Consider the following 25,369-nt stretch of genomic DNA (forward strand, 5'->3'; position numbering starts at 1 on the left):
CAGAACTCCTTAGGGCAGCAAACCTTTGACGTCGATAGGCTTGGCTTCGTTTTGGGCGTCGCCTTTGTCTTTGCCGTCAATTGCCATACCGGCCATCCGGTAAAAATTATATTCCGGATATTTACCCGGCCCCGAAATCAGCAGATCTTCTTTCTCATACACCAGATCCTGACGTTTGAACTCACCCATCTCGAAATCAGGCGTCAGCTGGATGGCGGTGGTCGGACAGGCCTCTTCACACAGCCCGCAGAAAATGCAGCGGGAAAAATTAATGCGAAAGAACTCCGGATACCAGCGTCCATCCTTGGTTTCTGCTTTCTGCAGCGAAATACAGCCTACCGGACAGGCTACCGCGCAAAGGTTGCAGGCCACACAGCGTTCATCGCCATCAGGATCGCGAGTCAGCACAATGCGCCCGCGAAAACGCGGCGGCGGATTGACCGGTACATCCGGGTACATCCGGGTTTCGCGTTTATTGAAGGCCTGCAGGCCAATCATCCAGATACTGCGTAATGTGGTGCCGCAACCGACTGCCAGCTCTTTGAATGTCATAATTTTTTCACCCCTTATTGCGCGTTGTACAAGATGACCGCAGCAGTCGCCAGCAGGTTCAGCAGCGTTAACGGCAGGCAGATTTTCCAGCCGAAAGACATCACCTGGTCATAGCGCGGACGGGGTAACGCCGCACGGATCAGAATGAACATCATCATGAAGAAGGCGGTTTTCAGTGCAAACCAGATAAATGGCGGCAGGAAAGGACCTTGCCAGCCGCCGAAAAACAGCGTCACGATCAACGCTGAAACCGTCACGATACCGATATATTCACCGACAAAGAACAGGCCGAACTTCATCCCTGAATATTCAATATGGTAGCCATCGGCCAGTTCCTGCTCGGCTTCGGGCTGATCGAACGGATGGCGGTGACAGACGGCGATACCGGCCAGCACAAAGGTCGCAAAGCCAAAGAACTGCGGGATGACATTCCATAAGTCCGCCTGGGAGGCAACGATGTCGCCCAGACTGAACGACCCGGCGCGCGCAACCACCCCCATCAGCGAAAGCCCGAGAAATACCTCATAGCTGACGGTCTGGGCCGAGGCGCGCATGGCACCCAGCAATGAGTATTTGTTGTTGCTTGACCAGCCGGCGAACAGCACCGCATAAACCGCCAGGCCCGCCATCATCAGGAAGAACAGCACGCCGATATTGAGATCCGACACCACCCAGCTCGGACTTACCGGCACAATGGCGAACGACACCAGTAGCGCGGTAAAGGCAATCACCGGCGCCAGGGTGAAAATGACCCGATCGGCAAACGGCGGGATCCAATCTTCTTTGAAGAACATTTTCACCATGTCCGCCACTAACTGCAGCGAACCGCCCCATCCCACCCGGTTAGGCCCGTAGCGGTTCTGGAACAGGCCCAACAGCCGGCGTTCGCCAAAACTCATAAAGGCGCCGCAGGACACTACCACCAGCAGGATCACCACCGCTTTGAGGATGGTCAGAAGGATGCCTATAAGATCCGATGTTAGCCAGCTCATCGCGTTGCCTCCCGCAAATTCTCGACCCGTTGTCCCAGCCAGACCGGAGGGATCCCCGGCAGTCCCAGCGGCAGTCCGACCTGGCCGGTGGCCAGGGCATCACTCAATTTTACCGGCAGGCGAACCTGTTGGCCGGCACAGCTGAACTCAAGCAATGTCCCACTGTTAACGCCCAGCCTGGCGGCTTCCTCCCGGCTGAGGGCGATATACGGTTCAGGCATGCGCTCCTGAATCACCGCAGCACGCTGGGAGGTTTCCTCACTGCCGAACAGATGATAATAAGGCGCAACCTGCCAGTGACCGGTTTCGGCCCCCACCCAAGGCGCTGGGATGTCGGTAAAGTACGATAGCGTGCTTTCGCCGGCTTCCAACAGACGGACGCCGGGATCGCCATGGCGCAGATGACCGCCGACTTCATCCTGGAATTTGTTCCAGGCCTGGGGGGAGTTCCAGCCCGGCGCCCAGGCAAAGGCGATTTGCTGCCGGTTGGCCTGCGGGCTGTTGTTGCCCTCCATGGAGAAGGCGAACATGGTGTCCTTGTCTTGCGGTTGACGCGGCTCATGCACGCTGATATTGGCGCGCATGGCGGTACGTCCGCTGTAGCGGTGCGGTGAACGCGCCAGCTTTTGTCCACGGATACGGAAACTGGCATCCGGCGCCGCCTGCTCTATACCGGCAAACTGCGGCAGGGCCTGTACGCAGGCACTGATGATGTCATCCAGCTGCGTCCAGTCAACCTGGCGGCTGAGGAAGGTGGAGTGCAGTGAATGCAACCAGCGCCAGCTCTCCAGCATAACCGTGTCGGCGTCGTAGTAAGAGGGGTCGTAGACCTGGAAGAAACGCTGAGCGCGGCCTTCCTGGTTGACCAGGGTGCCATCGCTTTCGGCAAAGCTTGCCGCCGACAGGATAAGATTGGCCTTATCCATGATGGCCGTGCGCTGGTGATCGACCACGATCAGGTTAGTTACCCTGGCAAGCGCCGCATCCACTTTGTCAGCGGGAGCGTGACGATAAAGATCATTTTCCAGCACGATCACGCTGTCAGCCTCGCCACTGCCGAGCTGTTCAAGAGCGTCATCCAGTGTGCCACCGCCCATCAGGGCCAGGCCGATACTGTTGGCGGCGTCGGCGACAAAACTGATGCCTACCTCGGCACCGCGCCCTTTCAGGGCGCGGGCAACGTTGGCCGCAGCCGCAATTACCGCTTCGCTGCCGGCGTGAGTGCCGGAAATAATAAGCGGTTTACGGGCACCGGCCAACGCCTGGACAATAACGTCGATTTTGCCTTTCAGATCCTGACTCAAGGAGGTGACAGCCGGGGCGGCGTCATCCAGCGCGTGGGCAATGGCAAAACCGAGCCGGGCCTGTTCATCGGCCGGCGCACAATAGGTCCAGGCAGCGATATCATCCAGTCGGGTTTTGTCTACCGAAGTCACAAACAGCGGGTGGCGGGCATGCTGACCGATATTGAGGATGGCGGCTATCTGCCAGTCGGCGACTTTCTGCGCCGCGGCCATTTCACGGGCCTTTCCTTTCACCGCCTGACGGATAGACAAGGCGATGCGCGCGCCGGTTTGGGTCAGGTCTTCCCCCAGCACCAGCACTGCATCATAGCTTTCCATTTCCCGCAGTGACGGGGTATGGATGCCGCCGTTGCGCAGGATATCCACGATCTGTGAAACCCGCGACTGTTCGGCCGCCGCCATGCCGGAGTAGAAGTTATCGGCGCCGACCAGTTCGCGCAGGGCAAAATTGCTTTCAACGCTTGCCCTGGCTGAACCAATACCGATCATTTTTTTGGCATGGCGCAGCGCATCCGCCGCCCCCTGCATCGCTTGATCGGCGTTCAAGCTTATCCAGTCGTCGCCGCGGCGCTGCAATGGCTGACGCGGACGATCCTTCAGATTGACATAGCCATAGCCGAACCGGCCCCGGTCGCAGAGGAAATAGTGGTTGACGCTGCCGTTGAAACGGTTTTCGATTCGACGCAGCTCGCCGTAGCGCTCGCCGGGGCTGGTGTTGCAGCCGATGCTGCACTGCTGGCATACGCTGGGCGCATACTGCATATCCCATTTACGGTTATAGCGTTCGGAATGGGTTTTATCGGTAAATACCCCGGTCGGACAGATTTCCACCAGGTTGCCCGAGAATTCGCTTTCCAGCGTTCCGTCTTCAGGACGGCCGAAATAGACGTTGTCATGGGCGCCATAAACCCCCAGATCCGGGCCATCTGCGTAATCTTTGTAATAACGCACACAGCGATAGCAGGCAATGCAGCGGTTCATTTCATGGGAGATGAACGGCCCGAGGTACTGATTGCGGTGGGTACGTTTGGTAAAGCGGTAGCGCCGGAAGTTATGACCGGTCATCACCGTCATATCCTGCAGATGGCAGTTACCGCCCTCCTCACAGACCGGACAGTCATGGGGATGGTTGGTCATCAGCCACTCCACCACGCTTTTACGGAACTGCTGAGCTTCATCGTCTTCAATAGAGATAAAGGTTCCGTCTGAGGCCGGCGTCATGCAGGACATGACCAGCCGTCCACGGGTATCTTCGGCATTTTGAAATTGCTTGACCGCGCACTGGCGGCAAGCGCCGACGCTGCCCAGCGCCGGGTGCCAGCAAAAATAAGGAATATCCAGGCCAAGGGACAGACAAGCTTCCAGCAGGTTGTCCGAACCGTTGACCTCATATTCTTTGCCGTCTACATGGATTGTAGCCATAGTCAGCATGCTTCCGTATGGCCCGCAACAATGCGGGCGTTAATCAATATGCGTCCAGGATGCGATGCGCCCGGCACAGGACCAAAAGCCTGACTGCCGGTACGCACGGTTACCAGCGCTCTTTCAGCAGGTTGGGTTGTACACCGGCGATGGCATCGGTGTTTCCAAAGTGCTGCGTGGCGATTCCCGCCTGAAATTCATCCCGGAAATATTTAATCGCGCTCTGCAAGGGTTCGACCGCGCCCGGCGCATGCGCGCAGAACGTTTTACCCGGACCCAGAAAACGACAAAGCTGTTCCAGCGTTTCAATATCCCCCTCCTGCCCTTCGCCGCGCTCTATGGCGCGCAGCAGTTTCACGCTCCATGGCAGGCCGTCACGACAGGGAGTACACCAGCCGCAGGATTCGCGGGCGAAAAATTCTTCCAGGTTGCGCGTCAGGGAAACCATATTGATTTCGTTGTCCACCGCCATTGCCAGTGCGGTTCCCAGACGGCTGCCTGCCTGGCCGATACTTTCGAAGTCCATCGGCAGGTCCAGATGATCATTGGTCAGGAAGTCGGTACCCGCCCCGCCCGGCTGCCAAGCCTTGAGTTTCAGGCCATCACGCATACCTCCAGCGTAATCTTCAAGGATTTCACGGGCGGTGATACCGAACGGCAATTCCCACAGGCCGGGATTTTTGACCCGTCCGGAAAATCCCATCAGTTTGGTGCCGGCGTCTTTGCTCTTGCCTGCGGTGATCCCCTGATACCACTCGACGCCATGCTCAAGGATCGCCGGCACATTACACAGGGTTTCGACGTTATTGACACAGGTCGGTTTACCCCAGACACCGGCGCTGGCGGGGAACGGCGGTTTGGAACGAGGATTGGCCCGGCGTCCTTCAAGGGAGTTGATGAGCGCGGTTTCTTCTCCGCAGATATAACGTCCCGCACCGGTGTGGACGATCAGTTCAAAATCAAAACCGGTGCCAAGGATATTCCTGCCCAGCAGTCCCGCCTCGGTCGCTTCAGCGATCGCCTGGCGCAGGTTCCTCGCCGCTTCGATATATTCGCCGCGCAGGAAGATATAGCCGCGATAGGCTTTCAGGGCAAAGGCGGAAATCAGCATGCCTTCTACCAGCAAATGGGGGAGTTGCTCCATCAGCAGACGGTCTTTATAGGTACCCGGTTCCATTTCATCAGCGTTACACAGCAGGTAACGGATGTTCATGGATTCATCCTTGGGCATCAGGCTCCACTTCAGGCCGGTTGAAAAGCCTGCGCCGCCGCGGCCCTTAAGCCCGGAGTCTTTTACCAGGTTGACAATGTCATCCTGCGCCATGCCGGTGAGCGCTTTACGGGCGCCGGCATAGCCGTTTTTGGACCGATATTCTTCCAGCCATACCGGTTGCTGGTCCGCCCGCAGACGCCAGGTCAGCGGATGCATTTCAGCCGTGCGGATAATCTCTCTGGTCATCGATACTGCTCCAGTAACGGGCCAATGCCTTCCGGCGTCAGATGAACATGGGTATCCTCATCCACCATCATGGTCGGCCCCTTGTCGCAGTTGCCCAGGCAGCAGGTCGGCAACAAGGTGAAGCGGCCGTCTGCTGTGGTCTGACCTGGCTTGATATTGAGCGATTGCTCAAGGGCCGCCTGGATCCCCTGGTAGCCGGTGATATGGCACACCACGCTGTCGCAGTAGCGAATAACGTGCCGGCCGACCGGTTGCCGGAAAATCTGGCTGTAGAAGGTAGCGACCCCTTCGACATCGCTGGCGGGAATACCCAGCGCTTCAGCTATCGCCTGAATAGCGCCGTCAGGTACCCAGCCGCGCTGCTTCTGAACGATTTTCAGTGCTTCAATCGATGCGGCGCGGGCATCTTCATAGTGATGTTTTTCATGCTCGATAGCATCACGTTCAAGGTCGCTCAGTTGGAAGACAGCGGATTCATCTTGCTGTGCAGGCACACCGGCGGGGTCATGGATATCAAGGTGTTCGTGCATAATTAACGGTCCACGTCAGACATTACGAAATCGATACTGCCCAGGTAAACGATAAGATCGGATACCAGGCTGCCGCGAATTACCGAAGGAATCTGCTGCAAGTGCGGGAAGCTCGGCGTGCGGATACGCGTCCGATAGCTCATGGTGCTGCCGTCACTGGTCAGGTAGTAGCTGTTGATCCCTTTGGTGGCTTCGATCATCTGGAATGACTCGTTAGCCGGCATGATCGGACCCCAAGACACCTGCAGGAAGTGGTTTATCAGGGTTTCGATATGCTGCAGCGTCCGCTCTTTCGGCGGCGGCGTAGTCAGCGGATGATCGGCCTTGAACGGTCCTGCGGGCATGTTATTCAGGCACTGCTCAAGTATTCTCAGGCTCTGTCGCATCTCTTCGACTTTCAGCATAACCCGACTGTAGCAGTCGCTGATGCCGTCGCCGACCGGCACTTCAAAATCAAAGTTTTCATAGCCGGAATAAGGGCGCCATTTACGCACGTCGAATGAAATGCCGGTAGCGCGCAGCGCAGCACCGGTAACGCCCCAGTCCAGGGCCTCCTGGGCATTGTAGGCGGCAACGCCCTCTGCACGGTTGCGCAGCACGCTGTTTTTCAGCGCCGCTTTGACATAGCCGTCAAGGCGCTTGGGCATCCAGTCGAGGAATTCACGCAACAGCCCCTCCCAGCCTTTAGGCAGGTCGTGGGCCACGCCACCGATACGGAACCAGGCCGGATGCATACGAAAACCGGTGATGGCTTCGACCACGTCATAAATTTTCTGACGGTCGGTAAATGCCAGGAACACCGGCGTCATACCGCCGATATCCTGAATATAGGTACTGATATACAGCAGATGGCTGTTGATGCGAAACAGCTCGGACAGCATGACCCGAATGACGTTTACGCGATCCGGCACGACAATGCCGGCCAATTTTTCAACCGCCAGCACATAAGGCATTTCATTGACGCAGCCGCCGAGGTATTCAACCCGGTCGGTATACGGAATATAGCTGTGCCAGGACTGCCGCTCGCCCATTTTTTCCGCGCCGCGGTGGTGATAACCGATATCAGGTACGCAGTCGATGATTTCTTCGCCATCGAGCTGCAAAATGATACGGAAAGCACCATGGGCGGAGGGATGGTTCGGCCCGAGGTTCAAGAACATGAAGTCTTCGTTTTCGGTGCTGCGGCTCATGCCCCATTCTTCAGGCTTGAAGGTCAGCCCTTCCATTTCCAGATCTTCTTTCTGTTTGGTCAGCTCATAGGGATCAAATTCCGTCGCCCGCGCCGGATAATCCTTGCGCAGCGGATGACCTTCCCAGCTTTTAGGCATCATGATACGGGTCAGATGCGGATGGCCGTCGAAAGTCATGCCGAACATTTCCCAGGTTTCACGTTCATACCAGTTGGCATTGGGAAATATTTTGGTGATGGTCGGCAGATGCATGTCGTTTTCCGACAGCGCGACCTTGAGCATGATATCGCGGTTGCGATCAATCGATATCAGATGATAGAACACGGTGAAATCCGCCGCTGGCAGGCCTTCACGATGGGTACGCAGTCGCTCGTCTACCCCATGCAGGTCATACAGCATGACATAGGGCTTGGGCAGTTTCTTTAAAAACGTCAGAATCTCGAGAATCTGTTCACGTTTGACCCAGATCACCGGAATGCCGGTGCGGGTTGGCTGAACGGTAAAGGCATCCGAGCTGAATCGGTCACGCAATTCGCCAATCACCGGATCATCTAGATGATCACGGGTGTGCCAGGCCGGCAGGGCATCCTGTTGCGTAGTTAAATCTGTCATATTTTTATCACCAAATTTAGGCCGTACCGGCTTGGGTCCTCAACGCATGGGTTGAACAGACAAACGCCGGCTGTCGATGCGCGTTAAATCTCGTCCGGAGACCGCAAGTTGGTCACAGCAATACGCTCACCCTGCTTACGCTCACGTTCCGACGGCATATTGGCGCGATAGACGCCCTGATCACCGACGACCCATGAAAGCGGCCTGCGTTCTTTGCCAATCGATTCCTTCAGCAGCAGCAGCGCCTGGATGTAAGCTTCCGGGCGCGGCGGGCAACCCGGTATATAAACATCGACCGGCAGGAATTTATCTACACCCTGCACAACCGAATAAATGTCATACATGCCGCCCGAGTTGGCACAGGCTCCCATCGATATCACCCATTTGGGTTCCAGCATCTGATCGTAAAGGCGTTGAATGACCGGCGCCATTTTGGTAAAAGGCGTGCCGGCGATAACCATGAAATCGGCCTGGCGTGGTGAGGCACGGATAACTTCAGAACCGAAGCGGGCCACATCATGGACAGCAGTAAAAGAGGTGGTCATTTCCACATAGCAACAGGAAAGGCCGAAATTATAAGGCCACAATGAATTTCCCCGGCCCCAGTTCACGGCGTTATGCAACGCGTTTTCAAGTTTACCCATGTAAACGCTGCGGTGAACATGCTGCTCCAGGGGATCGCCGACGGTCTCCTGCTTTTGCAGGGGATAACGGTTATTCTCACCGTCCGGATCAACACGGGTCAGTGTATAGTCCATTTTTATAAGCCTCGCTATTACTGCTGATGACGTTGGTTTTCGGCAATCGGACCGGCTTTGCGCAGCCGGCGTGAACGTTCAGGCGTCCATTCCAGGGCGCCGATACGGACCAGATAAACCAAACCCGCCAACAGAATGAAAATGAAAATTGCCGCTTCGATGAAACCGATCCAGCCTGCCTCCCGTATGGAAACTGACCAGGCATAAAGGTAAAGGGCTTCAACGTCGAAAATGACGAAAAACATGGCTACAAGATAATATTTGGCTGAAAGGCGCAGTCTAGCCGTTCCGACCGCTTCTATGCCCGATTCGAATGGGGTATTTTTATGACGGGCGCGGGCGCGGCCACCCAGCAGGAAGCCGCCAAGCAGCATAAAACAGCACAGACCAACTGCACCGACAAGGAATACAGCGAAGGCCCAGTTATGGGCAGTAACTTCAGTGGCTATTGACATTGTCATTGCTTACTCGTCAAAAGTAGCGTTCGGCACCCTGCTCTTATCTCGGCAGTTGGCCACGCCACATCGATTCACAGGAAGGAAAGTAAAATAACCGCACTTGGCTGATACTACAGCTATACACAGCCATTATGTGGGGTTTTTTACTCCTTTTCATAACCTTTTGTCAATCAAGACAAAAGAAACATCATGGTAATTTACATCTCTGTTAACTGATTAACATATGATGCGGACGGCCTAAGCTTAATCGTGTCAGTTTAAGGGGAGCTCAAACCCTGAGCCCATAAGGTTTTAGCCTTTGGCGCGGTTAATTATAACATCGACATCGTAAATCGGACGATTCCCCGTTATCGGTAAGGATATTTTTTGATCCAGCACACAGTTTAGGGACATTTCAGCACGGATCGAGCGAATTTGCTGTTTGATATTTAGCCTATTTATATTGAAACGCCATTTCATTTATTCAATAGGGCTCGATGTACTGTGAGCTCGAGGCGAGCCCATCTCAGAAAAAATAAAGTGGGATGTAAGCGGATGTAAATATGCAGTTAATGGCGTTTTTCACGGCTTGATAGATGAGTTACTCATGAAGTGTGCCAAATAAACACTTAAAAGAAATAAGCCACTCATAATAGTGGCTTATTACCTTAGGCTTATTTTCACTTATCCACTGCCAGTGAACTCTCGCCCTCACCCTCGACTGATGGGGGCTGCTGCTGGTTGTAAGGATCATTGCCCGACTGCACGGCGCTGAAAATGGCCATGGCCAGCTCATTTTCACAGTGAGGATTTTTACTCAGCACATATTGTGTATCGGGAACCGCAGGCATGCCTTCATTGCGGCCTAACACCCTAAGCTCAGGACTCATCATTTCAACCGGACGCAGAGTAATACCCATCCCTGATTTTACCGCGGCACGTATTGCTGAAAGCGTAGAGGCTATATAGGCAATGCGCCACGGCAGGCCAGCAGCTTCCAGGTATTCAATCGCCAGTGTTCTGAACGGACTCGGCTCATCCAGCACCACCAGAGGAATTATTTCACCAGGAATGAAACGGTAATCCGCTGCGCAGTACCATAGGGTAGGCGAAGTACGTAATGTGACATAGGGATGCTGCTGCAAATTAAGCGTGGTAATCGCCAGATCCACCTCGCCTTTAGTCAGCATGTCTAACATCTGGGGACTGCGTTTTACACAGACATCGACCGAGAGCTTGGGATAGACACGTGTAACACGATTAAGCAAGTAAGGCAGGATAGTATCGGCGGTATCATCAGAAGCGCCGATAGTCAGTACTCCCTGAATGTTGCTGTACATGAGTGAGGTGCAAGCTTCATCATTATAGAGCAAAATTTTCCGGGCATAACCGAGTAATTGTATGCCGTGTTCAGTCAATAGTTTGTTTCGACCATGACGGGCAAACAATTCTTTTCCAACAAGCTGTTCTAATCGTTGCATTTGCTGGCTGACTGCTGACTGTGTACGGCAAACAGAAGCCGCTGCGGCAGCAAAAGTGTTAAGGTCAGCGACGGCAACAAACGTTCTCAATAAATCCAAATCAAGATTGAGCACGGGACGATTTGCATTGGTCATATATTGTCTTCACTTTATGAATTCTAATTACAAACTACTGCCCTGGTGTTTCAAAAAACATGCAACCAAGCAATACTGCTATGAGCCTGGAACCTGCAAGCATGGCGATGCCGTGCCTGGCAATCCGCTATGCTGATATGCGCTTTAATCTGGCGTTAACGCCGCGCTAATCCCCATTCAAGGCTCAACATATATAAAACCTAGCCAGTGTTGTCACAACCCAGCACTTATCATCCGCAAAGTGCTAAATTTCGTAAGGATATCATCCGACCAGCGAGTGGTGAAAATTGAGAACGGCTTTTGTAACGTCCGATTCTTAAATGTCATTAATTGAATTTCACACTAAAAAAAAGACTCGAGACTGAATATTCGAGGCAAATGGATATTCCGCAATTCAGCTTTACTTAATAACATAAGAATTTCTTAACTATTGTTTCTAAACCTAAATTATTACTTTGATGAGAAATGGACTCACAGCTAAATTTATACCATAAATAACTACCATAAACGAAACAACAATAATTTTGAAGGGGCAAATTATTGCGTTAATTATTAAACACCTTACTTTATACAGGTGTTTATTAATACAGGGCATGGCCTGATTCCCTGTTGAATGAGGGTGACAGGCCTTTAACGGCATTACCATAGCCAATAGTGCTATTGGTGCCGCGTTTGCAGTATTCCGCAGAGCACATAGCCTGATTTTTTATGGGGCTATACCTTGGCCGGCCGATAACTCTGTCATTCAGTAGATTATTATTTCCGCTAATAGTTCAAAAAACGACCTGCTCGTTCACTCAGGATCATCTATGTTGCAAAGAGCCATAATGAACATCTGTCATGGTTGGCGCCATCGATAGTCCGGCTCAACCCATGTCCTAAAAGTCCGCCTGCCCCCTTTTCATTTCCTTGGCGGTGATTTGTCGTCAAAGCGGTTTAGCCTCCTTCAAAAACGGCAACGAGAAGAGTACATTAGGCGCATTGCGCGATTCCATGGTGGGAATACGCTGGCTCTTATAAGGCTCAATATCGTGACAATCCCAGTAGAGAAATCCAGTAAGCTTGAAAATGTGTGTTATGACATTCGCGGACCGGTGCTGAAGCAAGCCAAGCGTCTGGAAGAGGAAGGCAATAAAGTCATTAAGCTGAATATCGGCAACCCTGCGCCGTTTGGTTTTGATGCGCCGGATGAGATTCTGGTCGATGTTATCCGTAATCTTCCGACCGCCCAGGGTTACTGTGACTCGAAGGGCTTGTATTCGGCGCGTAAGGCGATTATGCAGCATTACCAGGCGCGTGATATGCATGATATCACCGTCGAGGATGTGTATATCGGCAATGGCGTTTCCGAGCTTATTCTGCAGTCGATGCAGGCGCTGCTGAACAGCGGGGATGAGATGCTGATTCCAGCGCCTGACTATCCGCTGTGGACCGCCTCGGTGGTGCTTTCCGGCGGCAGTGCAGTGCACTACCTCTGTGATGAGGAAGCGGGCTGGTTTCCGGACCTGGCTGACATTCGCAGCAAGATCACGCCGCGTACCCGCGGGCTGGTGATTATCAACCCGAATAATCCTACCGGTGCGGTGTACAGTAAAGAGGTGCTGCTGGAACTGGTGGAGATCGCTCGTCAACATAATCTGATTATTTTCTCCGATGAGATTTATGACAAAATTCTGTATGACGCTGCAGAGCATCATTCTATTGCTGCGTTGGCACCGGATTTGCTGACCGTGACATTTAACGGGCTATCCAAAACGTATCGGGTGGCGGGTTTTCGTCAGGGCTGGATGGTGCTGAATGGCCCCAAAAAACATGCCCGCGGCTATATTGAGGGGCTGGAAATGCTGGCGTCGATGCGGCTTTGCGCTAATGTGCCGATGCAGCATGCGATCCAGACAGCGTTGGGAGGCTATCAGAGCATCAGTGAGTTCATCCATCCGGGCGGACGGCTCTATGAACAGCGTAATCGCGCCTGGGAACTGATTAATGAGATTCCTGGCGTGAGCTGTGTCAAGCCAAGCGGCGCGCTGTATATGTTCCCCCGCGTTGATGCCCGTAAATTCAATATCCTTGATGATCAAAAAATGGTGCTCGACTTGCTGTTGCAAGAAAAGGTACTGCTGGTGCAGGGCAGTGCGTTTAACTGGCCGTGGCCGGATCATTTGCGGATCGTGACGCTGCCGCGAGTTGATGAGCTGGATGTGGCGATCGGCCGGTTTGCGCGTTTTCTGGAAAAATATCATCAGTGAGAGCGGGTCTCCCTTCAACACGCGCGCAGTTCGGCATCGGCGCTGGGCGTTGTTGATGATGGCGGGGGCTTATCGGTTTGCATTCCGCTGGTGTGTTGCCCACAATAGTGTTTCTGCCTTTCAGCTGTAAGGATTCGCTATGTCCCAGAGCCATTTTTTCGCTCATCTCTCCCGTATGAAATTAATTAATCGCTGGCCGCTGATGCGTAATGTTCGCACTGAGAATGTGTCTGAGCATAGTTTGCAGGTCGCTTTTGTGGCCCACGCGCTGGCGGTTATCAAGAATCGGATGTTTGGCGGCACACTGAATGCAGAGCGCATAGCGCTGTTGGCAATGTACCATGATGCCAGCGAGGTGTTGACGGGCGATATGCCGACCCCTATCAAGTATTTCAATGCGCAGATTGCTCATGAGTACAAAAACATTGAGCGGATCGCTCAGCAGAAATTGATTGATATGCTGCCGGAAGAACTTCGGGATGACTATCGTTCGCTGATTGATGAAAATTATCATTTGCCTGAAGAGCGGTCAGTGGTTAAGCAGGCCGATGCGTTGTGCGCCTATCTGAAGTGTCTGGAAGAGATTTCTGCCGGTAACAAGGAATTCCAATTGGCGATGGCCAGACTGGAAAAGACCCTTACCGAGCGCAACAGCCCCGAGATGGAGTGGTTTATGGCGCGTTTTGTGCCGAGCTTTAATCTTTCGTTGGATGAGATAAGCCAGGACAGTCCACTGTAAAAAGACAAGGCAATCCGCTTTAGATATGTCAGAACAATATGTTTTAGATATGTCAGAACAATATGTCTCAGATATGCTAGAACAATATGTTTTACATATATCAGAACAATATGTTTTAGATATGTCAGAACAATATGTTTTAGATATGCCAGAACACTGTGTCTTAGATGCGCTAGAACAATAAGTTTTTGATATGCCAGAACACTGTGTCTTAGATGTGCTAGAACAATAAGTTTTTGATATGCCAGTACGGGCCGCTTAAAACGGAAAAAGTATCGGCACCAGGATAACGCTGGCCCCCATGACCAGTAGTGTGAAAGGGACGCCCAGCCGCACGAAATCACCGAACTTGTAACCGCCGGGGGCCAGCACCAGGGTATTGACCGGCGATGATATCGGCGTCATGAATGCCGCCGAGGCGGCGATGGCGATGATCATGGCGAACGGGTAAGGTGAGACCGACATTTCGCGGGCGGCACCGATGGCAATCGGTGCCATCAGTACGGCGGTGGCGGTGTTGGATATAAACAGGCCAATGACGGCACAAAGTAAAAACAGGCTGATGAGCATGACATGCGCCCCTGCCCCGCCGGAAATCTGCATCAGCATGCTGACGACCAGGGCTACTCCGCCGGTTTTCTGCAGCGCCAGGGCAAAAGGCATCATGCCGACGATCAGTATCAGGCTGGGCCAGTGTATCGATCGGTAGGCGCTTTCCATGTCAATGCAGCGGAATTTTCCCATCAGGATACAGGCGATAATCGCGGCAATCGGGTTGGGTATCTCCTCGGTAAGCATCATGGCGACCATCAGCGCCAGGCAAAACAAGGCATGGGGCGCCTGGCTTACCGCCGGGGCGACATCGTCTACTTCAGCAGGTAGACTGAGCAGGAGGAAGTTATGCTTTTTCTGCTGTAACTGGCGGATTTGCTTCCAGTCGCCAATCACCAGCAAAATATCCCCCAGTTGTAGTTCTTCATCTATCAGCTTGCCGTCAAGCGCTTGACCGGCGCGGCGAATACCAACCACATTGACGCCATAGCGGCTGCGAAAGCCGACTTCCCTCAGGCTTTTACCCAGCAGTTCGGAGTCGGGAATGAGGGTGACTTCGGCCATGCCGACATCTCTTGCCTGGTCTGAAAAATATTCACCGCGCAGGATCATCGGTTCCAGCATTTTTTCACTGCAGAATTGACGCAGATCCATGTCTGAGGACGACATGTCAATCAGTAATACGTCCCGCTGATGCAGTTCGGTATTACTACTGACGCTGACCATGACACGGCGAAACTTGCGCCAGCGTTCTATGGCGACGACGTTGGCGCCGTAGTGATCACGCAGGCCCAGGTCATCGAGCCGATGTCCGATCAGGGGGGAGCCGGGACGGACCGCCAGTCGCCTGGCACGGCCAGACAGGTGATAATCATGAATCAAATCGCGGAAGGTTCGCCGCAGCCATTGCTCACCCTGGGACTGGGTACTGTCAGTGGCCAACCAGTAGCGCGCCACCAGCATATAGCCGATGCCCATCGCCAGTACTACGATGCCTATCGGGGTAACGGCAAAGAAGCCGAAACCCGCGACGCCTTCGCGCAGCAGTTCACTGTTGACCACCATATTGGGTGGCGTGGCGACCAGCGTCATCATGCCGCTGATAAGCCCGGCAAAACTCAGCGGCATCAGCAGTCGGGCTGGGGATGACTTCATTTTCAGCGAGACGCTGAGCACGACCGGGATAAATATCGCCACCACGCCGGTGGAACTCATTACCGCGCCGAGGGCCGCCACGGTTATCATCAGCAGCACCAGCATGCGGGTTTCACTGTTTCGGGCCGCTTTCATCAGCCACTCACCCACCTGATAAGCGATGCCGGTGCGTACCAAGCCTTCTCCTATCACAAACAGCGCCGCAATCAGCAGCACGTTGGGATCGCTGAAGCCGGCGGTTGCCTCCGCCAGGCTCAAGGTACCGCTCAGGACGAAGGCGATGATCACCAGCAGGGCGACCACGTCCATTCGCACCTTGTTGGTGGTAAACAGCACCACTGCAACCAGCAGCAGGGCAAGCACCCATAAGAGTTCGTAATTCACGCAGCGTCCTGAAATGAGGGGATGATCCACGTGTAAATCATGCCATAAAAAAGCCCCGCTGATACGGGGCTGAATCATCTTTTAGGCAATGTGCAGATAACCGTCCGGATTCAGGCCTTGCTGACCCGAAAGCCGTGGTTGTCGGGTTCAACCAGCAGTTGCGTAAGCGCAGAGATATGCATGGCCACCGCGTCCAGCTGTGGGGTATGCGCCGGCGGATTGACGGCAATCACCGGCGAGCCTGCCGCCAGTCCTGACTGGATACCGGCGATGGCATCTTCCACCACGATGCAATCGGCCGGGCTCAGGCCCAGCCGGCTGGCGCCCAATAGGTAGGCGTCGGGCTGAGGCTTGCCCCGCGCCACCTGTTCGGCGGTAATCAGGCATTCCGGCAGCGGTAGATTACCGGCCTTCAGGCGGGAAGACGCGACAGGCAGTGAACCTGAGGTGACGATAGCCCAGGGGATATTCAGCTCGGTCAGGCGTTCAAGCAGGGCAGCGGCCCCCGGCAGCGCAGTGACGCCATCAGTACAGCCGGCTTCGAACGCCTCGAGGAGGCTGAACTCGGACTGGATCTCCTGCTCACTGGCGCCGGGCATGAAATGGCGCAGTGAAGTAATGGCCTGTTTGCCATGGATAAAATCAAACACCTGCTCTACCGGCACGCCACGCCGGGTTGCCCAGTTGCCCCAGGCCAGCTCGACTACCGGCAGCGAATCGATTAACGTCCCATCCAGATCAAACAGAAATCCTTTACCTTGCACTGTCCTACCTCCGGTTTTCAGGCGTTGATGATTTGAGAGATTTCAACGGCGCTCAGATGATACTGGCGCGGGCATGACTGCCAGACAGCGACCATGCGCAGGTATTTATCCCACATTTTGGTCTGGGAGTTAAAGCCGTGGGTACCGGAGTCAAAATGGGTATAGCGCCCTTCGGTGAATACCATGAAGCGGACATAGCCAAGATAGCGGGCTTCGGTGGCTGCATCAAAGCCGAGGAACGACAGACGGCGCTCATCGATATCCTGGCGATCGTTAAGATTCGACCAGGAAACCTGTAGCGCATGATGCATTTCCATAATATCGATGATGGTGCGGCAAACATCTTCGCTCAACTGGCCAAAATCATGATCCAGTTCGCGCATCTGCAGGCCATAGCCCCGCTCGATGATGGTTTGCAGGCGGCGATAACGCTCGCCGTTTTCCGCATCCATCATCGCCATCATTTTGTATTGGTTGGACAGAATCAACCGCTGGGCGTTTGTCATTTCCATTATCCACTCCTGAAGTAGTCACTGATACCGCCAAATTTAGCCGGGTAGCAGCATGGCATAATGTTTGACGCGGCGGTACCGCAAGCCGTTGTTTGTTTGATTTAAAACATCAGCAGATGAAATTTCGTCCGGATGCGGCCGGTGTACGGCGAAGACCGGTTAAAGCTCATCAAGGAACGTTTTGTCAAGCTGCTTGAATGCCCTGCTGAGCGTATCGGCCAGCATCTGATAGGTCGGCGTTCCTTCTACCGGGGCCAGCGACTGCCCAGCGTCGTTAAGCCGGTGGCGCACATCGTGAAACCAGTGCAAAAGCGTAGGGGGCAATGGCGTAATTGAACGCTTGCCCAGCCACCATAGTCCCTGCATCGGCAGGCTGCAGGCGAAAATGGCGGTGGCGATAGCCGGGCCTATCTGCCCGCCCAGCGCAATCTGCCAGCACAGGGTAAAAACCGCCACCGCCGGCATGAAGCGCACGCCGAAGCGGGTGGCAAGGATGACGCGGTTTTCGGCGAACACTGGCGCAAGGCGCTTATCCACCGGCCAGGTTTTCATATAGCGTTGTCCGCGTTGGAAAATCTGGAACCAGCCGACCGAACCTGAAGGTGTCGTTGCCATAGCGGACCTCAACTTTACGAATAAAATTTAAAATTTTTGTGCAAAACCACAAGCTACTTTTATAACATTCAAAAATATTTTGTTTTTAAAGCCGTCAATCGCTATCCTATTGCCGCCATTCGGCATGGAATTCAGTCGTCGTAACCAAACTCAGCCAACATGACTGGCTCATGATGTTAAGATAGGCCTTAAACCGAACGGCATTCATAATAGTGCTCTACACCCGTTTTATTAGTTCATGTCAGGAATTCAACCTGGACATGATGTTAATCATAAATGTCAACGACGATATGCGCTACGCTTAAAGTCCGTTTGACCATTTATTAACCACGCATAACAAATAGGTACTTCCATGTCGAGTAAGCTTGTACTGGTTCTTAACTGTGGCAGTTCTTCACTGAAATTTGCCATCATAGATGCTGCGAATGGTGAAGAACATATCTCCGGTCTCGCCGAGTGCTTCAACCTGCCCGAAGCACGTATCAAATGGAAGCTGGACGGCGGCAAAGAAGAAGCTGCATTAGGTGCCGGCGCTGCCCATAGCGAAGCCCTGCGTTTCATTGTTAATACTATTCTGGCAAAAAAACCAGAACTATCGGCTCAATTAACCGCTATCGGCCACCGCATCGTGCACGGCGGCGAGCACTTTACCCAGTCAGCCATCATCGATGACGAGGTACTGCAGGGCATCAAGGATTCCATCCCGTTTGCCCCGCTGCATAACCCAGCTCACCTGATAGGTATAGCCGAAGCGCTGAAATCATTCCCTGACCTGGCTAACAAAAACGTTGCCGTGTTCGATACCGCGTTCCATCAGACCATGCCGGAAGAATCGTATCTTTATGCCTTGCCGTACCGCCTGTATAAAGATCACGCTATTCGTCGCTATGGCGCTCATGGCACCAGCCATTTCTACGTAACCCGTGAAGCGGCCAAAGTGCTGAACAAGCCGGTTGAACAGTTGAACCTTATCACCTGCCACCTGGGTAACGGTGGTTCTGTCACTGCGGTCCGTAACGGCCAGTGTGTTGACACGTCCATGGGCCTGACCCCGCTGGAAGGCCTGGTCATGGGCACCCGCAGCGGCGATATCGACCCGGCGATCGTGTTCCATCTCCATGATGCCATGGGCATGTCCGTCGAGCAAATCAACCATTTGCTGACCAAGGAATCCGGCCTGCTGGGCCTGACCGAAGTCACCAGCGACTGTCGTTATGTCGAAGACAACTATCAGGAAAAAGCTGACGCCCGTCGCGCGATGGACGTGTACTGCCACCGTCTGGCCAAGTACATCGGTTCTTACGCTGCGCTGATGGATGGCCGTCTTGACGCGGTTATCTTCACCGGCGGTATCGGCGAAAACGCCGCAATGGTGCGTGAGCTATCGCTGAAAAAACTGGCTCTGCTGGGCTTCGAAGTCGATCACCAACGCAACCTGGCTGCCCGTTTCGGCAAAAGCGGCACCATTACCACCGATGCCAGCCGCCCGGCCATCGTTATCCCGACCAATGAAGAACTGGTCATTGCGCAGGACGCAGCGCGTCTTACCGCATAAGCGACTCCCCGTTCCACCGGCCCAGGCCGGTGGAATTATTTTTGACTAACGAGCAACCGTTCAAAGAGGTTTAGCCGTGTCCCGTACAATCATGTTGATCCCAACAGGCACCAGCGTCGGTTTGACCAGCGTCAGCCTGGGTGTCATTCGCGCCATGGAGCAAAAGGGCGTGCGCCTGAGCGTTTTCAAGCCCATTGCACAGCCCCGCTCTGGTGAAGATGGCCTTGATTCCACCACCAATATCATTCGTGCCAATTCGTCCATTCCTTCAGCTGATCCGCTACAGATAAGCTACGCCGAATCTTTGCTGGGCAACAACCAGCAGGATGCGCTGATGGAAGAGATCATCGCCCGCTATCATGCCAACACCCGCGATGCGGAAGTGGTGCTGGTTGAAGGCTTGGTGCCTACCCGTAAACATCAGTTCGCCAATGCGCTGAACTATGAAATCGCCAAGACGCTGAATGCCGAAATCGTGTTCGTGGTATCGCTGGGCAACGATTCGCCGGCTCAGCTAAAGGATCGCGTTGAACTGGCGCGTTCCAGCTTCGGCGGCAGCAAAAACAAAAACATCATCGGCGTGATCGTTAACAAACTGAACGCTCCGGTAGATGAACAGGGCCGCACCCGACCTGACCTGTCTGAAATTTTTGACGACTCCAACAAGGCCAGCGTCGCCAACATCGATCCGGCCCAGTTGTTTGAAAACAGCCCGCTGCCGGTGCTGGGCTGCATCCCGTGGAATTTCGAGCTGATTGCCACCCGCGCCATTGATATGGCCAGGCATTTAGGTGCCAGCATCATCAATGAAGGCGATATCAACACCCGCCGCGTGCGTTCTGTGACCTTCTGTGCCCGTAGCCTGCCTAACATGCTGGAACACTTCCGTCCAGGTTCGCTGCTGGTGACCTCTGCCGACCGCCCTGACGTGCTGGTTGCCGCCTGCCTGGCGGCCATGAACGGCGTCGAAGTCGGTGCCATCCTGCTGACCGGCGGCTATGAGATTGATGCCCGCATCAACAAGCTGTGTGAACGCGCTTTCCAGACTGGTCTGCCGGTATTTACCGTGCAAACCAACACCTGGCAGACCTCCCTCAGCCTGCAGAGCTTCAGCCTGGAAGTACCGGCCGATGACCACAGCCGGGTTGAGAAACTGCAGAACTACGTTGCCGGCCACATCAATAACAGCTGGATTGAATCTCTGACCGCCAGCTCTGAACGCTCGCGTCGTCTGTCTCCTCCTGCGTTCCGTTACCAGTTGACTGAACTGGCTCGCCAAGCGGGCAAACGTATCGTGCTGCCCGAAGGTGATGAACCGCGTACCGTTAAAGCGGCGGCAATCTGTGCCGAACGCGGCATCGCCCATTGCGTCCTGCTGGGCAACCCGGACGAAATCAAGCGCGTGGCTGCGGTACAGGGTGTTGAGCTGGGCCAGGGCATCGAGATAATCGATCCTGAGGTCGCTCGTGAAAAATACGTTCCGCGTCTGGTTGAACTGCGCAAGAGCAAAGGCATGACCGAAGTGGTGGCTCGCGAACAGCTGGAAGACAACGTGGTGCTGGGTACACTGATGCTGGAACAGGGCGAAGTAGATGGCCTGGTGTCCGGTGCGGTGCATACCACCGCCAATACCATTCGTCCGCCGCTGCAGCTTATCAAGACTGCGCCGGGCAGCTCGCTGGTTTCGTCGGTATTCTTCATGCTGTTGCCCGAACAGGTGCTGGTCTATGGCGACTGCGCCATCAACCCGGACCCTACCGCTGAACAGTTGGCCGAAATCGCGATTCAGTCCGCCGATTCCGCTGCCGCTTTCGGCATCGACCCGCGGGTGGCGATGATTTCCTATTCTACCGGTAATTCCGGCGCCGGCAGCGACGTGGAAAAAGTGCGTGAAGCCACCCGCCTGGCGCAGGAAAAACGTCCTGACCTGGTGATTGACGGTCCTTTGCAGTACGACGCCGCCATCATGGCCGACGTTGCCCTGTCAAAAGCGCCTAACTCACCGGTGGCCGGCAAAGCCACGGTATTTATCTTCCCTGACCTGAACACCGGTAACACCACTTACAAAGCGGTGCAACGTTCAGCTGACCTGATTTCCATCGGGCCGATGCTGCAGGGCATGCGCAAGCCGGTCAATGACCTGTCGCGCGGGGCACTGGTCGATGATATCGTTTATACCGTTGCGCTGACCGCTATCCAGTCTCAGCAGGCTGAAGACGCAAAATAAATGGTGAACCGTTGGCGGGCTGCCGGCCCGCTGACTGACGGATAATGCCGCCCAGTCACTCGGCTCGCTGAAAAAAGACCGGACTCGGTACTGTACGGACCCGGTCTTTTTTTATGCGTGTCATCCCATTAGCAGCGAAAGCGCCGCGGCAACATCGACCCCCGCCGAGGAGGCACAGCGGCAAAGGGGCATCGTCGGCTGGACGCCGGTTCAGGTGGGGCGAACGTCGGCGTCGGCTGTACGCCGGTTCAGGTGGGGCGAGCGTCGGCGTTGGCTGGACGCCGGCTCAGGTGGGGCGAACGTCGGCGTCGGTGCTTTCAGGGCTTAACGGTTTGCCATATTGCTGCTGATTATTTCGGCTCATCCACAGTGACAAGGCTTTCAGAGAATCAGGGGTGAACTCATCGCAGCGAGCGGTGATTTCCTCGGGGCTCAGCCAGTAGACCGAGTCGACTTCGGTTTCCTGCAGGGCGAACGGACCGTGGCTGACGCAACTGAACAAGGCGCCCCACGCGCGGCAGTATTCATTTTCGAAATAGAACAAACCGTGATCGGCGAAAGGCACATCGGCAATGCCGAGTTCTTCTTCCGCTTCGCGCCGGGCAGATTCCAAGACGTTTTCGCCACTCTGCACCACGCCGCCAGCCGTGGCGTCCAGATAGCCCGGATAAAAATCCTTGGTTTCAGTACGACGTTGAACCAGAATTCTGCCCCTGCCGTCGTGGACCACAATGTAGGTGGCCCGGTGGCGCAAGCGTTCTGCCCGCATCTGTTGTCGGCTTGCCTGTGCGATAACCTCGTTGTCTTCATTGACGATGTCTACCCACTCCAGACCTGCAGGCTGATTCTGTTGCTCCATCCTCTGAAACCCTTAATGTTAAACGCGGGAGGGCCGCGCATTGGCTGTTGAACATGGCGGCAGATGATGCCACTTTGGAACAATGATGACCTAATGTGTCATAACTTAGAGTGTAATCGAGACTTGTGCAATAGTCTTGCGGACAGTGAAAGTAACGCCTTCCCGCCGCCTAGAGTGAGCCGGCCGCTGCAGCGGGGAAATTCAACGTTTGGCTCACTGGCCGTTATGAAACTAAAACGGCAATAGCGGGGGAATATGCATCACGGCTTCAGCGATGGGGAATTGAGGTCATTGCGGCGATGGCATCCCGGGTAACAGTCCTCGTCCGGGAAGCGTATGGCGGGCTGGGGTGCCCGCTGCCGCGGGATACTGTTCATCGGGAGAGATATAGACCTGAGAAGTCGCAATATAACCGTCATGGAACGTCGCTTCGAGGTAAGTGGCCTGCCATCCGGTTTTCGGGGTCGACAATGGGATGGTAATGTTGTCCCCCATGGCGGCCAGATCGACCGGCGATTCCTGGTAATTTACCCCACTGGCATAGCGGAAATCTCTTGCCTCGGTATTGTGCGCCGTCCATTGTATAACGCTTGTCGGAGGTTCGGAAAAGCGTACCGTCAGCGTATTACCTCGGGTTACATCACGCTGAACATTTTCCGTGAGTTCGGGCAGCTCGATCTGGTGCTGAAAGCGGTTGATAAACGATATCAGTGATTGCTCGGTAATGGACACTATGTCTCTATGTGCGACGTTTGGCACCATCCGGAGCGATTTAACTCCCGGCAAACGGTTATAATAGAAACGACTGTTATCCGGCACATAAAAATCATCGCCACTGGCATTGATAATGTATTTTTTGATATTGAGTCGCTTGCCGAGGGAAGTATTGATATAAGACAAGGGGTCTTCCACCTGCATCAGGTCTTCAAATTCATCAGTGTCGATAAGCTTATCAATACCTTGTTTATAATAGGGATTGAACGCCACCGGCCAACTGCTGCCATAGGATTTATACATGTGTCTAAGGCAATTTTTTGTTCCCAACAGGTCAATGGTGAACGCCACGACGCCGTTGACATCCGGATCGGAAATGGCGGTCAGCCAAGCGGCCCAGCCACGTTTAGACGTCCCGGTAACGACAAACTTATCAATCTTCCATTCGGCCAATTCTCTCTTCGCCAGACGCATTGTCTGTGATACCGCGGCGCACATGGGAATATGCAGGGACTGATCGTGGTTTTGCTGCGGATCCTGCATAAAAAGCGCCCAGCTGTATGCCACGCTATCATCTTCAGCCAGTGGCGTGCTGTTACCCTGATAGTTGAGCGTCTGGTTGGGGACGTTGCTGACAGAAATAACAATGGTTTGTGTGTGGCTGGCGATACGATGGAGTTGGTCCTGAACAAAGTTGGTCGGCGCGGCAGGCTTACCTGACCCGTCATTATTGCCGCCATTATTGATGACCACCAGGGCGTTTTTTTCCTTTGCTGCATCCGGGATATAACATTCAACCTCGTGCTGCCAATGATCCGGAGCGACGATACCGCGCAATGACCATGACTGAGAGTTCAGTTGATAGCGATGCAGCGTCACACCGGAGAGTGGCTTTATTTCCATCAGTGAATAGTCCAGAGGCTGGGAGGCGAGCGCAATTCTGTAATCCGAAATCACTGTTGACAGCGGTGCTACTTGATCATCGGTCGCCAACACAGGCGGTGCCAGGGCGGCAGGAGCGGTTGTGATCATTGCTCGATGATATCCCTCGATATTCATATTAATAATCCTCTTCGAATCGCGACGAACACCACGTCAAGATTATCTGTGTCGATAAGCTGCTCTGTCATTCGGCCGGTGTTGTTGCAAGCATTACTTTTTCACCTTCTTTGTTGCCGACGAGTAACAGCTTATTGCGCTGACCATCATATTTTCCTTAACGAATAGCCTATGCTGTAGTGATACCGCATAACCGGGGGCGTTTGTCATGAAGATACTTATTACCGGTGGAACCGGGCTTATCGGCAGCCGCCTGGTGGCCCGGCTACTCACCCTATCCCATCATATTACCGTGCTGACCCGCGATCCCCAGGCGGCGCAGCGAAAGCTGGGCAGCAATATCGCCACTCTGACGACGCTTGCTTCATTCGATAATCTGGATGGGTTTGACGCCGTCATTAACCTGGCAGGCGAGCCTATCGCCGATAAGCGCTGGACCGACGAACAGAAAAAACGTCTGTGCGACAGTCGCTGGCAGGTGACTGAGCGCCTTAGCCGGCTTATCAGCCAGAGCGTAAAGCCGCCGTCGGTGTTTATTTCCGGCTCCGCTACCGGCTATTACGGCGATCAGGGTCAGACGGTGGTCACGGAAGATGAGCCGCCTGCGTTTGATTTTGCCCATACACTGTGCGCGCGCTGGGAAGCGCTGGCCATGGAGGCTGCCGGCCCGCGTACCCGGGTGATCATTTCCCGCACCGGCGTGGTGCTGGCCCCGGACGGCGGGATGATGGGTAAACTGCTGCCGCTTTATAAACTCGGGCTGGGGGGGCCTATCGGCAGCGGCAGGCAATATCTGCCGTGGATTCATATCGATGATATGATTGATGCCCTGCTGTTCATGCTGACCACTCCCGGCCTGAATGGCCCCTATAACGTCGTTGCGCCCTACCCGGTTCATAATGAGCAGTTCAGCGCCATTTTAGGCCATGTTTTGCGTCGACCGGCTTTTTTAACCGTGCCGGCCTGCGTCATCAAAATGGTGATGGGCGAAAGTGCGGTACTGGTGCTGGGCGGACAGCAGGCGATGCCACAGCGACTGGAACAGGCCGGTTTCAGCTTCCATTATTCAGAGCTTAAACCGGCCCTGAGGCAGATTGTCAACACCCTATGAAC

The 25,369-nt window shown here is 54.3% G+C and carries 21 protein-coding genes; 6 read left to right on the forward strand and 15 right to left on the reverse strand.

The window, feature by feature from the left end:
- Positions 1-9: 9 nt before the first annotated feature.
- The 9 genes from nuoI to lrhA all read right to left on the reverse strand — a co-directional run bounded on the left by nuoI (position 10) and on the right by lrhA (position 10,872).
- Positions 10-552, reverse strand: coding sequence for an NADH-quinone oxidoreductase subunit NuoI (gene nuoI, locus EDC52_RS03240; protein ID WP_131863881.1), 543 nt, complete (start codon positions 550-552; stop codon positions 10-12).
- A gap of 14 nt (positions 553-566) precedes the next feature.
- Positions 567-1,544: an NADH-quinone oxidoreductase subunit NuoH gene (nuoH, locus tag EDC52_RS03245; RefSeq protein ID WP_131863882.1), complete on the reverse strand. Its 978-nt coding sequence runs from the start codon at positions 1,542-1,544 to the stop codon at positions 567-569.
- The gene (gene nuoG, locus EDC52_RS03250) at positions 1,541-4,270 is read right to left on the reverse strand and encodes an NADH-quinone oxidoreductase subunit NuoG (protein WP_131863883.1); all 2,730 of its coding nucleotides are present in this window, start codon (positions 4,268-4,270) and stop codon (positions 1,541-1,543) included. The genes nuoH and nuoG overlap by 4 nt, the downstream gene beginning before the upstream one ends.
- A 109-nt stretch (positions 4,271-4,379) precedes the next feature.
- Positions 4,380-5,729 (reverse strand): NADH-quinone oxidoreductase subunit NuoF, encoded by a 1,350-nt coding sequence (nuoF, locus tag EDC52_RS03255; RefSeq protein WP_131863884.1) that lies wholly within the window; start codon positions 5,727-5,729, stop codon positions 4,380-4,382.
- On the reverse strand, positions 5,726-6,259 hold the full coding sequence (gene nuoE, locus EDC52_RS03260; RefSeq protein ID WP_131863885.1) for an NADH-quinone oxidoreductase subunit NuoE: 534 nt from the start codon (positions 6,257-6,259) through the stop codon (positions 5,726-5,728). The genes nuoF and nuoE overlap by 4 nt, the downstream gene beginning before the upstream one ends.
- Positions 6,260-6,261: 2 nt before the next feature.
- Positions 6,262-8,061 carry an NADH-quinone oxidoreductase subunit C/D gene (gene nuoC / locus EDC52_RS03265; RefSeq protein ID WP_131863886.1) on the reverse strand — a complete coding sequence of 600 codons (1,800 nt, stop codon included), beginning with the start codon at positions 8,059-8,061 and terminating at the stop codon, positions 6,262-6,264.
- Between the two features lie 83 nt (positions 8,062-8,144).
- Complete coding sequence (locus EDC52_RS03270) at positions 8,145-8,819, reverse strand: NuoB/complex I 20 kDa subunit family protein (protein WP_131863887.1); 675 nt, start codon at positions 8,817-8,819, stop codon at positions 8,145-8,147.
- A 17-nt stretch (positions 8,820-8,836) separates the two neighbouring features.
- Positions 8,837-9,280, reverse strand: a complete 444-nt coding sequence (locus tag EDC52_RS03275; RefSeq protein ID WP_131863888.1) for an NADH-quinone oxidoreductase subunit A — start codon at positions 9,278-9,280, stop codon at positions 8,837-8,839.
- A 656-nt stretch (positions 9,281-9,936) separates the two neighbouring features.
- Positions 9,937-10,872, reverse strand: coding sequence for a transcriptional regulator LrhA (gene lrhA / locus EDC52_RS03280; protein WP_131863889.1), 936 nt, complete (start codon positions 10,870-10,872; stop codon positions 9,937-9,939).
- A gap of 1,037 nt (positions 10,873-11,909) precedes the next feature.
- On the opposite strand from lrhA, the gene EDC52_RS03285 reads away from it, so the two are divergent.
- The 3 genes from EDC52_RS03285 to EDC52_RS19830 all read left to right on the forward strand — a co-directional run bounded on the left by EDC52_RS03285 (position 11,910) and on the right by EDC52_RS19830 (position 14,044).
- Entirely contained in the window at positions 11,910-13,121 is a 1,212-nt protein-coding gene (locus EDC52_RS03285; RefSeq protein ID WP_131864093.1) for a pyridoxal phosphate-dependent aminotransferase, read from the forward strand.
- Positions 13,122-13,260: 139 nt separating this feature from the next.
- On the forward strand, positions 13,261-13,860 hold the full coding sequence (gene yfbR / locus EDC52_RS03290; protein ID WP_131863890.1) for a 5'-deoxynucleotidase: 600 nt from the start codon (positions 13,261-13,263) through the stop codon (positions 13,858-13,860).
- Between the two features lie 25 nt (positions 13,861-13,885).
- Positions 13,886-14,044, forward strand: a complete 159-nt coding sequence (locus EDC52_RS19830; protein WP_165911640.1) for a hypothetical protein — start codon at positions 13,886-13,888, stop codon at positions 14,042-14,044.
- A 74-nt stretch (positions 14,045-14,118) separates the two neighbouring features.
- Here EDC52_RS19830 and EDC52_RS03295 read toward each other — a convergent pair whose 3' ends face one another.
- From EDC52_RS03295 to yfbV, 4 genes are all read right to left on the reverse strand, one after another.
- Complete coding sequence (locus tag EDC52_RS03295) at positions 14,119-15,951, reverse strand: SLC13 family permease (RefSeq protein ID WP_165911641.1); 1,833 nt, start codon at positions 15,949-15,951, stop codon at positions 14,119-14,121.
- A 110-nt stretch (positions 15,952-16,061) separates the two neighbouring features.
- Positions 16,062-16,715 (reverse strand): sugar phosphatase, encoded by a 654-nt coding sequence (locus tag EDC52_RS03300; RefSeq protein ID WP_131863892.1) that lies wholly within the window; start codon positions 16,713-16,715, stop codon positions 16,062-16,064.
- Positions 16,716-16,732: 17 nt separating this feature from the next.
- Complete coding sequence (locus EDC52_RS03305) at positions 16,733-17,227, reverse strand: YfbU family protein (protein ID WP_131863893.1); 495 nt, start codon at positions 17,225-17,227, stop codon at positions 16,733-16,735.
- A gap of 159 nt (positions 17,228-17,386) precedes the next feature.
- On the reverse strand, positions 17,387-17,842 hold the full coding sequence (gene yfbV, locus EDC52_RS03310) for a terminus macrodomain insulation protein YfbV (protein WP_131863894.1): 456 nt from the start codon (positions 17,840-17,842) through the stop codon (positions 17,387-17,389).
- 352 nt (positions 17,843-18,194) lie between these two features.
- On the opposite strand from yfbV, the gene ackA reads away from it, so the two are divergent.
- Entirely contained in the window at positions 18,195-19,397 is a 1,203-nt protein-coding gene (gene ackA, locus EDC52_RS03315; protein WP_131863895.1) for an acetate kinase, read from the forward strand.
- Between the two features lie 76 nt (positions 19,398-19,473).
- Positions 19,474-21,624: a phosphate acetyltransferase gene (gene pta / locus EDC52_RS03320; protein ID WP_131863896.1), complete on the forward strand. Its 2,151-nt coding sequence runs from the start codon at positions 19,474-19,476 to the stop codon at positions 21,622-21,624.
- Positions 21,625-21,910: 286 nt separating this feature from the next.
- Here pta and yfcD read toward each other — a convergent pair whose 3' ends face one another.
- Positions 21,911-22,483, reverse strand: a complete 573-nt coding sequence (gene yfcD / locus EDC52_RS03325) for an NUDIX hydrolase YfcD (RefSeq protein WP_131863897.1) — start codon at positions 22,481-22,483, stop codon at positions 21,911-21,913.
- Positions 22,484-22,771: 288 nt separating this feature from the next.
- Positions 22,772-24,229, reverse strand: a complete 1,458-nt coding sequence (locus tag EDC52_RS03330) for a PhoPQ-activated protein PqaA family protein (protein WP_230467933.1) — start codon at positions 24,227-24,229, stop codon at positions 22,772-22,774.
- A 235-nt stretch (positions 24,230-24,464) separates the two neighbouring features.
- Between EDC52_RS03330 and EDC52_RS03335 the strand changes: the two genes are divergently transcribed.
- Positions 24,465-25,367, forward strand: a complete 903-nt coding sequence (locus EDC52_RS03335) for a TIGR01777 family oxidoreductase (protein WP_131863899.1) — start codon at positions 24,465-24,467, stop codon at positions 25,365-25,367.
- Positions 25,368-25,369: the final 2 nt, after the last annotated feature.

Source organism: Biostraticola tofi (assembly GCF_004343195.1).
In the GTDB taxonomy this organism is placed as follows: Bacteria; Pseudomonadota; Gammaproteobacteria; order Enterobacterales; family Enterobacteriaceae; genus Biostraticola; species Biostraticola tofi.

What these genes read in the sequence shown, in the direction of transcription:
- EDC52_RS03275 (WP_131863888.1), bottom strand. Translation starts at nt 9,280, where the DNA reads ATGACAATGTCAATAGCCACTGAAGTTACTGCCCATAACTGGGCCTTC.
- EDC52_RS03270 (WP_131863887.1), bottom strand. Translation starts at nt 8,819, where the DNA reads ATGGACTATACACTGACCCGTGTTGATCCGGACGGTGAGAATAACCGT.
- nuoE (WP_131863885.1), bottom strand. Translation starts at nt 6,259, where the DNA reads ATGCACGAACACCTTGATATCCATGACCCCGCCGGTGTGCCTGCACAG.
- EDC52_RS03330 (WP_230467933.1), bottom strand. Translation starts at nt 24,229, where the DNA reads ATGATCACAACCGCTCCTGCCGCCCTGGCACCGCCTGTGTTGGCGACC.
- EDC52_RS03305 (WP_131863893.1), bottom strand. Translation starts at nt 17,227, where the DNA reads ATGGAAATGACAAACGCCCAGCGGTTGATTCTGTCCAACCAATACAAA.
- yfbV (WP_131863894.1), bottom strand. Translation starts at nt 17,842, where the DNA reads ATGGCAACGACACCTTCAGGTTCGGTCGGCTGGTTCCAGATTTTCCAA.
- yfbR (WP_131863890.1), top strand. Translation starts at nt 13,261, where the DNA reads ATGTCCCAGAGCCATTTTTTCGCTCATCTCTCCCGTATGAAATTAATT.
- nuoI (WP_131863881.1), bottom strand. Translation starts at nt 552, where the DNA reads ATGACATTCAAAGAGCTGGCAGTCGGTTGCGGCACCACATTACGCAGT.
- yfcD (WP_131863897.1), bottom strand. Translation starts at nt 22,483, where the DNA reads ATGGAGCAACAGAATCAGCCTGCAGGTCTGGAGTGGGTAGACATCGTC.
- nuoG (WP_131863883.1), bottom strand. Translation starts at nt 4,270, where the DNA reads ATGGCTACAATCCATGTAGACGGCAAAGAATATGAGGTCAACGGTTCG.
- nuoH (WP_131863882.1), bottom strand. Translation starts at nt 1,544, where the DNA reads ATGAGCTGGCTAACATCGGATCTTATAGGCATCCTTCTGACCATCCTC.
- ackA (WP_131863895.1), top strand. Translation starts at nt 18,195, where the DNA reads ATGTCGAGTAAGCTTGTACTGGTTCTTAACTGTGGCAGTTCTTCACTG.
- nuoF (WP_131863884.1), bottom strand. Translation starts at nt 5,729, where the DNA reads ATGACCAGAGAGATTATCCGCACGGCTGAAATGCATCCGCTGACCTGG.
- EDC52_RS19830 (WP_165911640.1), top strand. Translation starts at nt 13,886, where the DNA reads ATGTCAGAACAATATGTTTTAGATATGTCAGAACAATATGTCTCAGAT.
- nuoC (WP_131863886.1), bottom strand. Translation starts at nt 8,061, where the DNA reads ATGACAGATTTAACTACGCAACAGGATGCCCTGCCGGCCTGGCACACC.
- lrhA (WP_131863889.1), bottom strand. Translation starts at nt 10,872, where the DNA reads ATGACCAATGCAAATCGTCCCGTGCTCAATCTTGATTTGGATTTATTG.
- EDC52_RS03335 (WP_131863899.1), top strand. Translation starts at nt 24,465, where the DNA reads ATGAAGATACTTATTACCGGTGGAACCGGGCTTATCGGCAGCCGCCTG.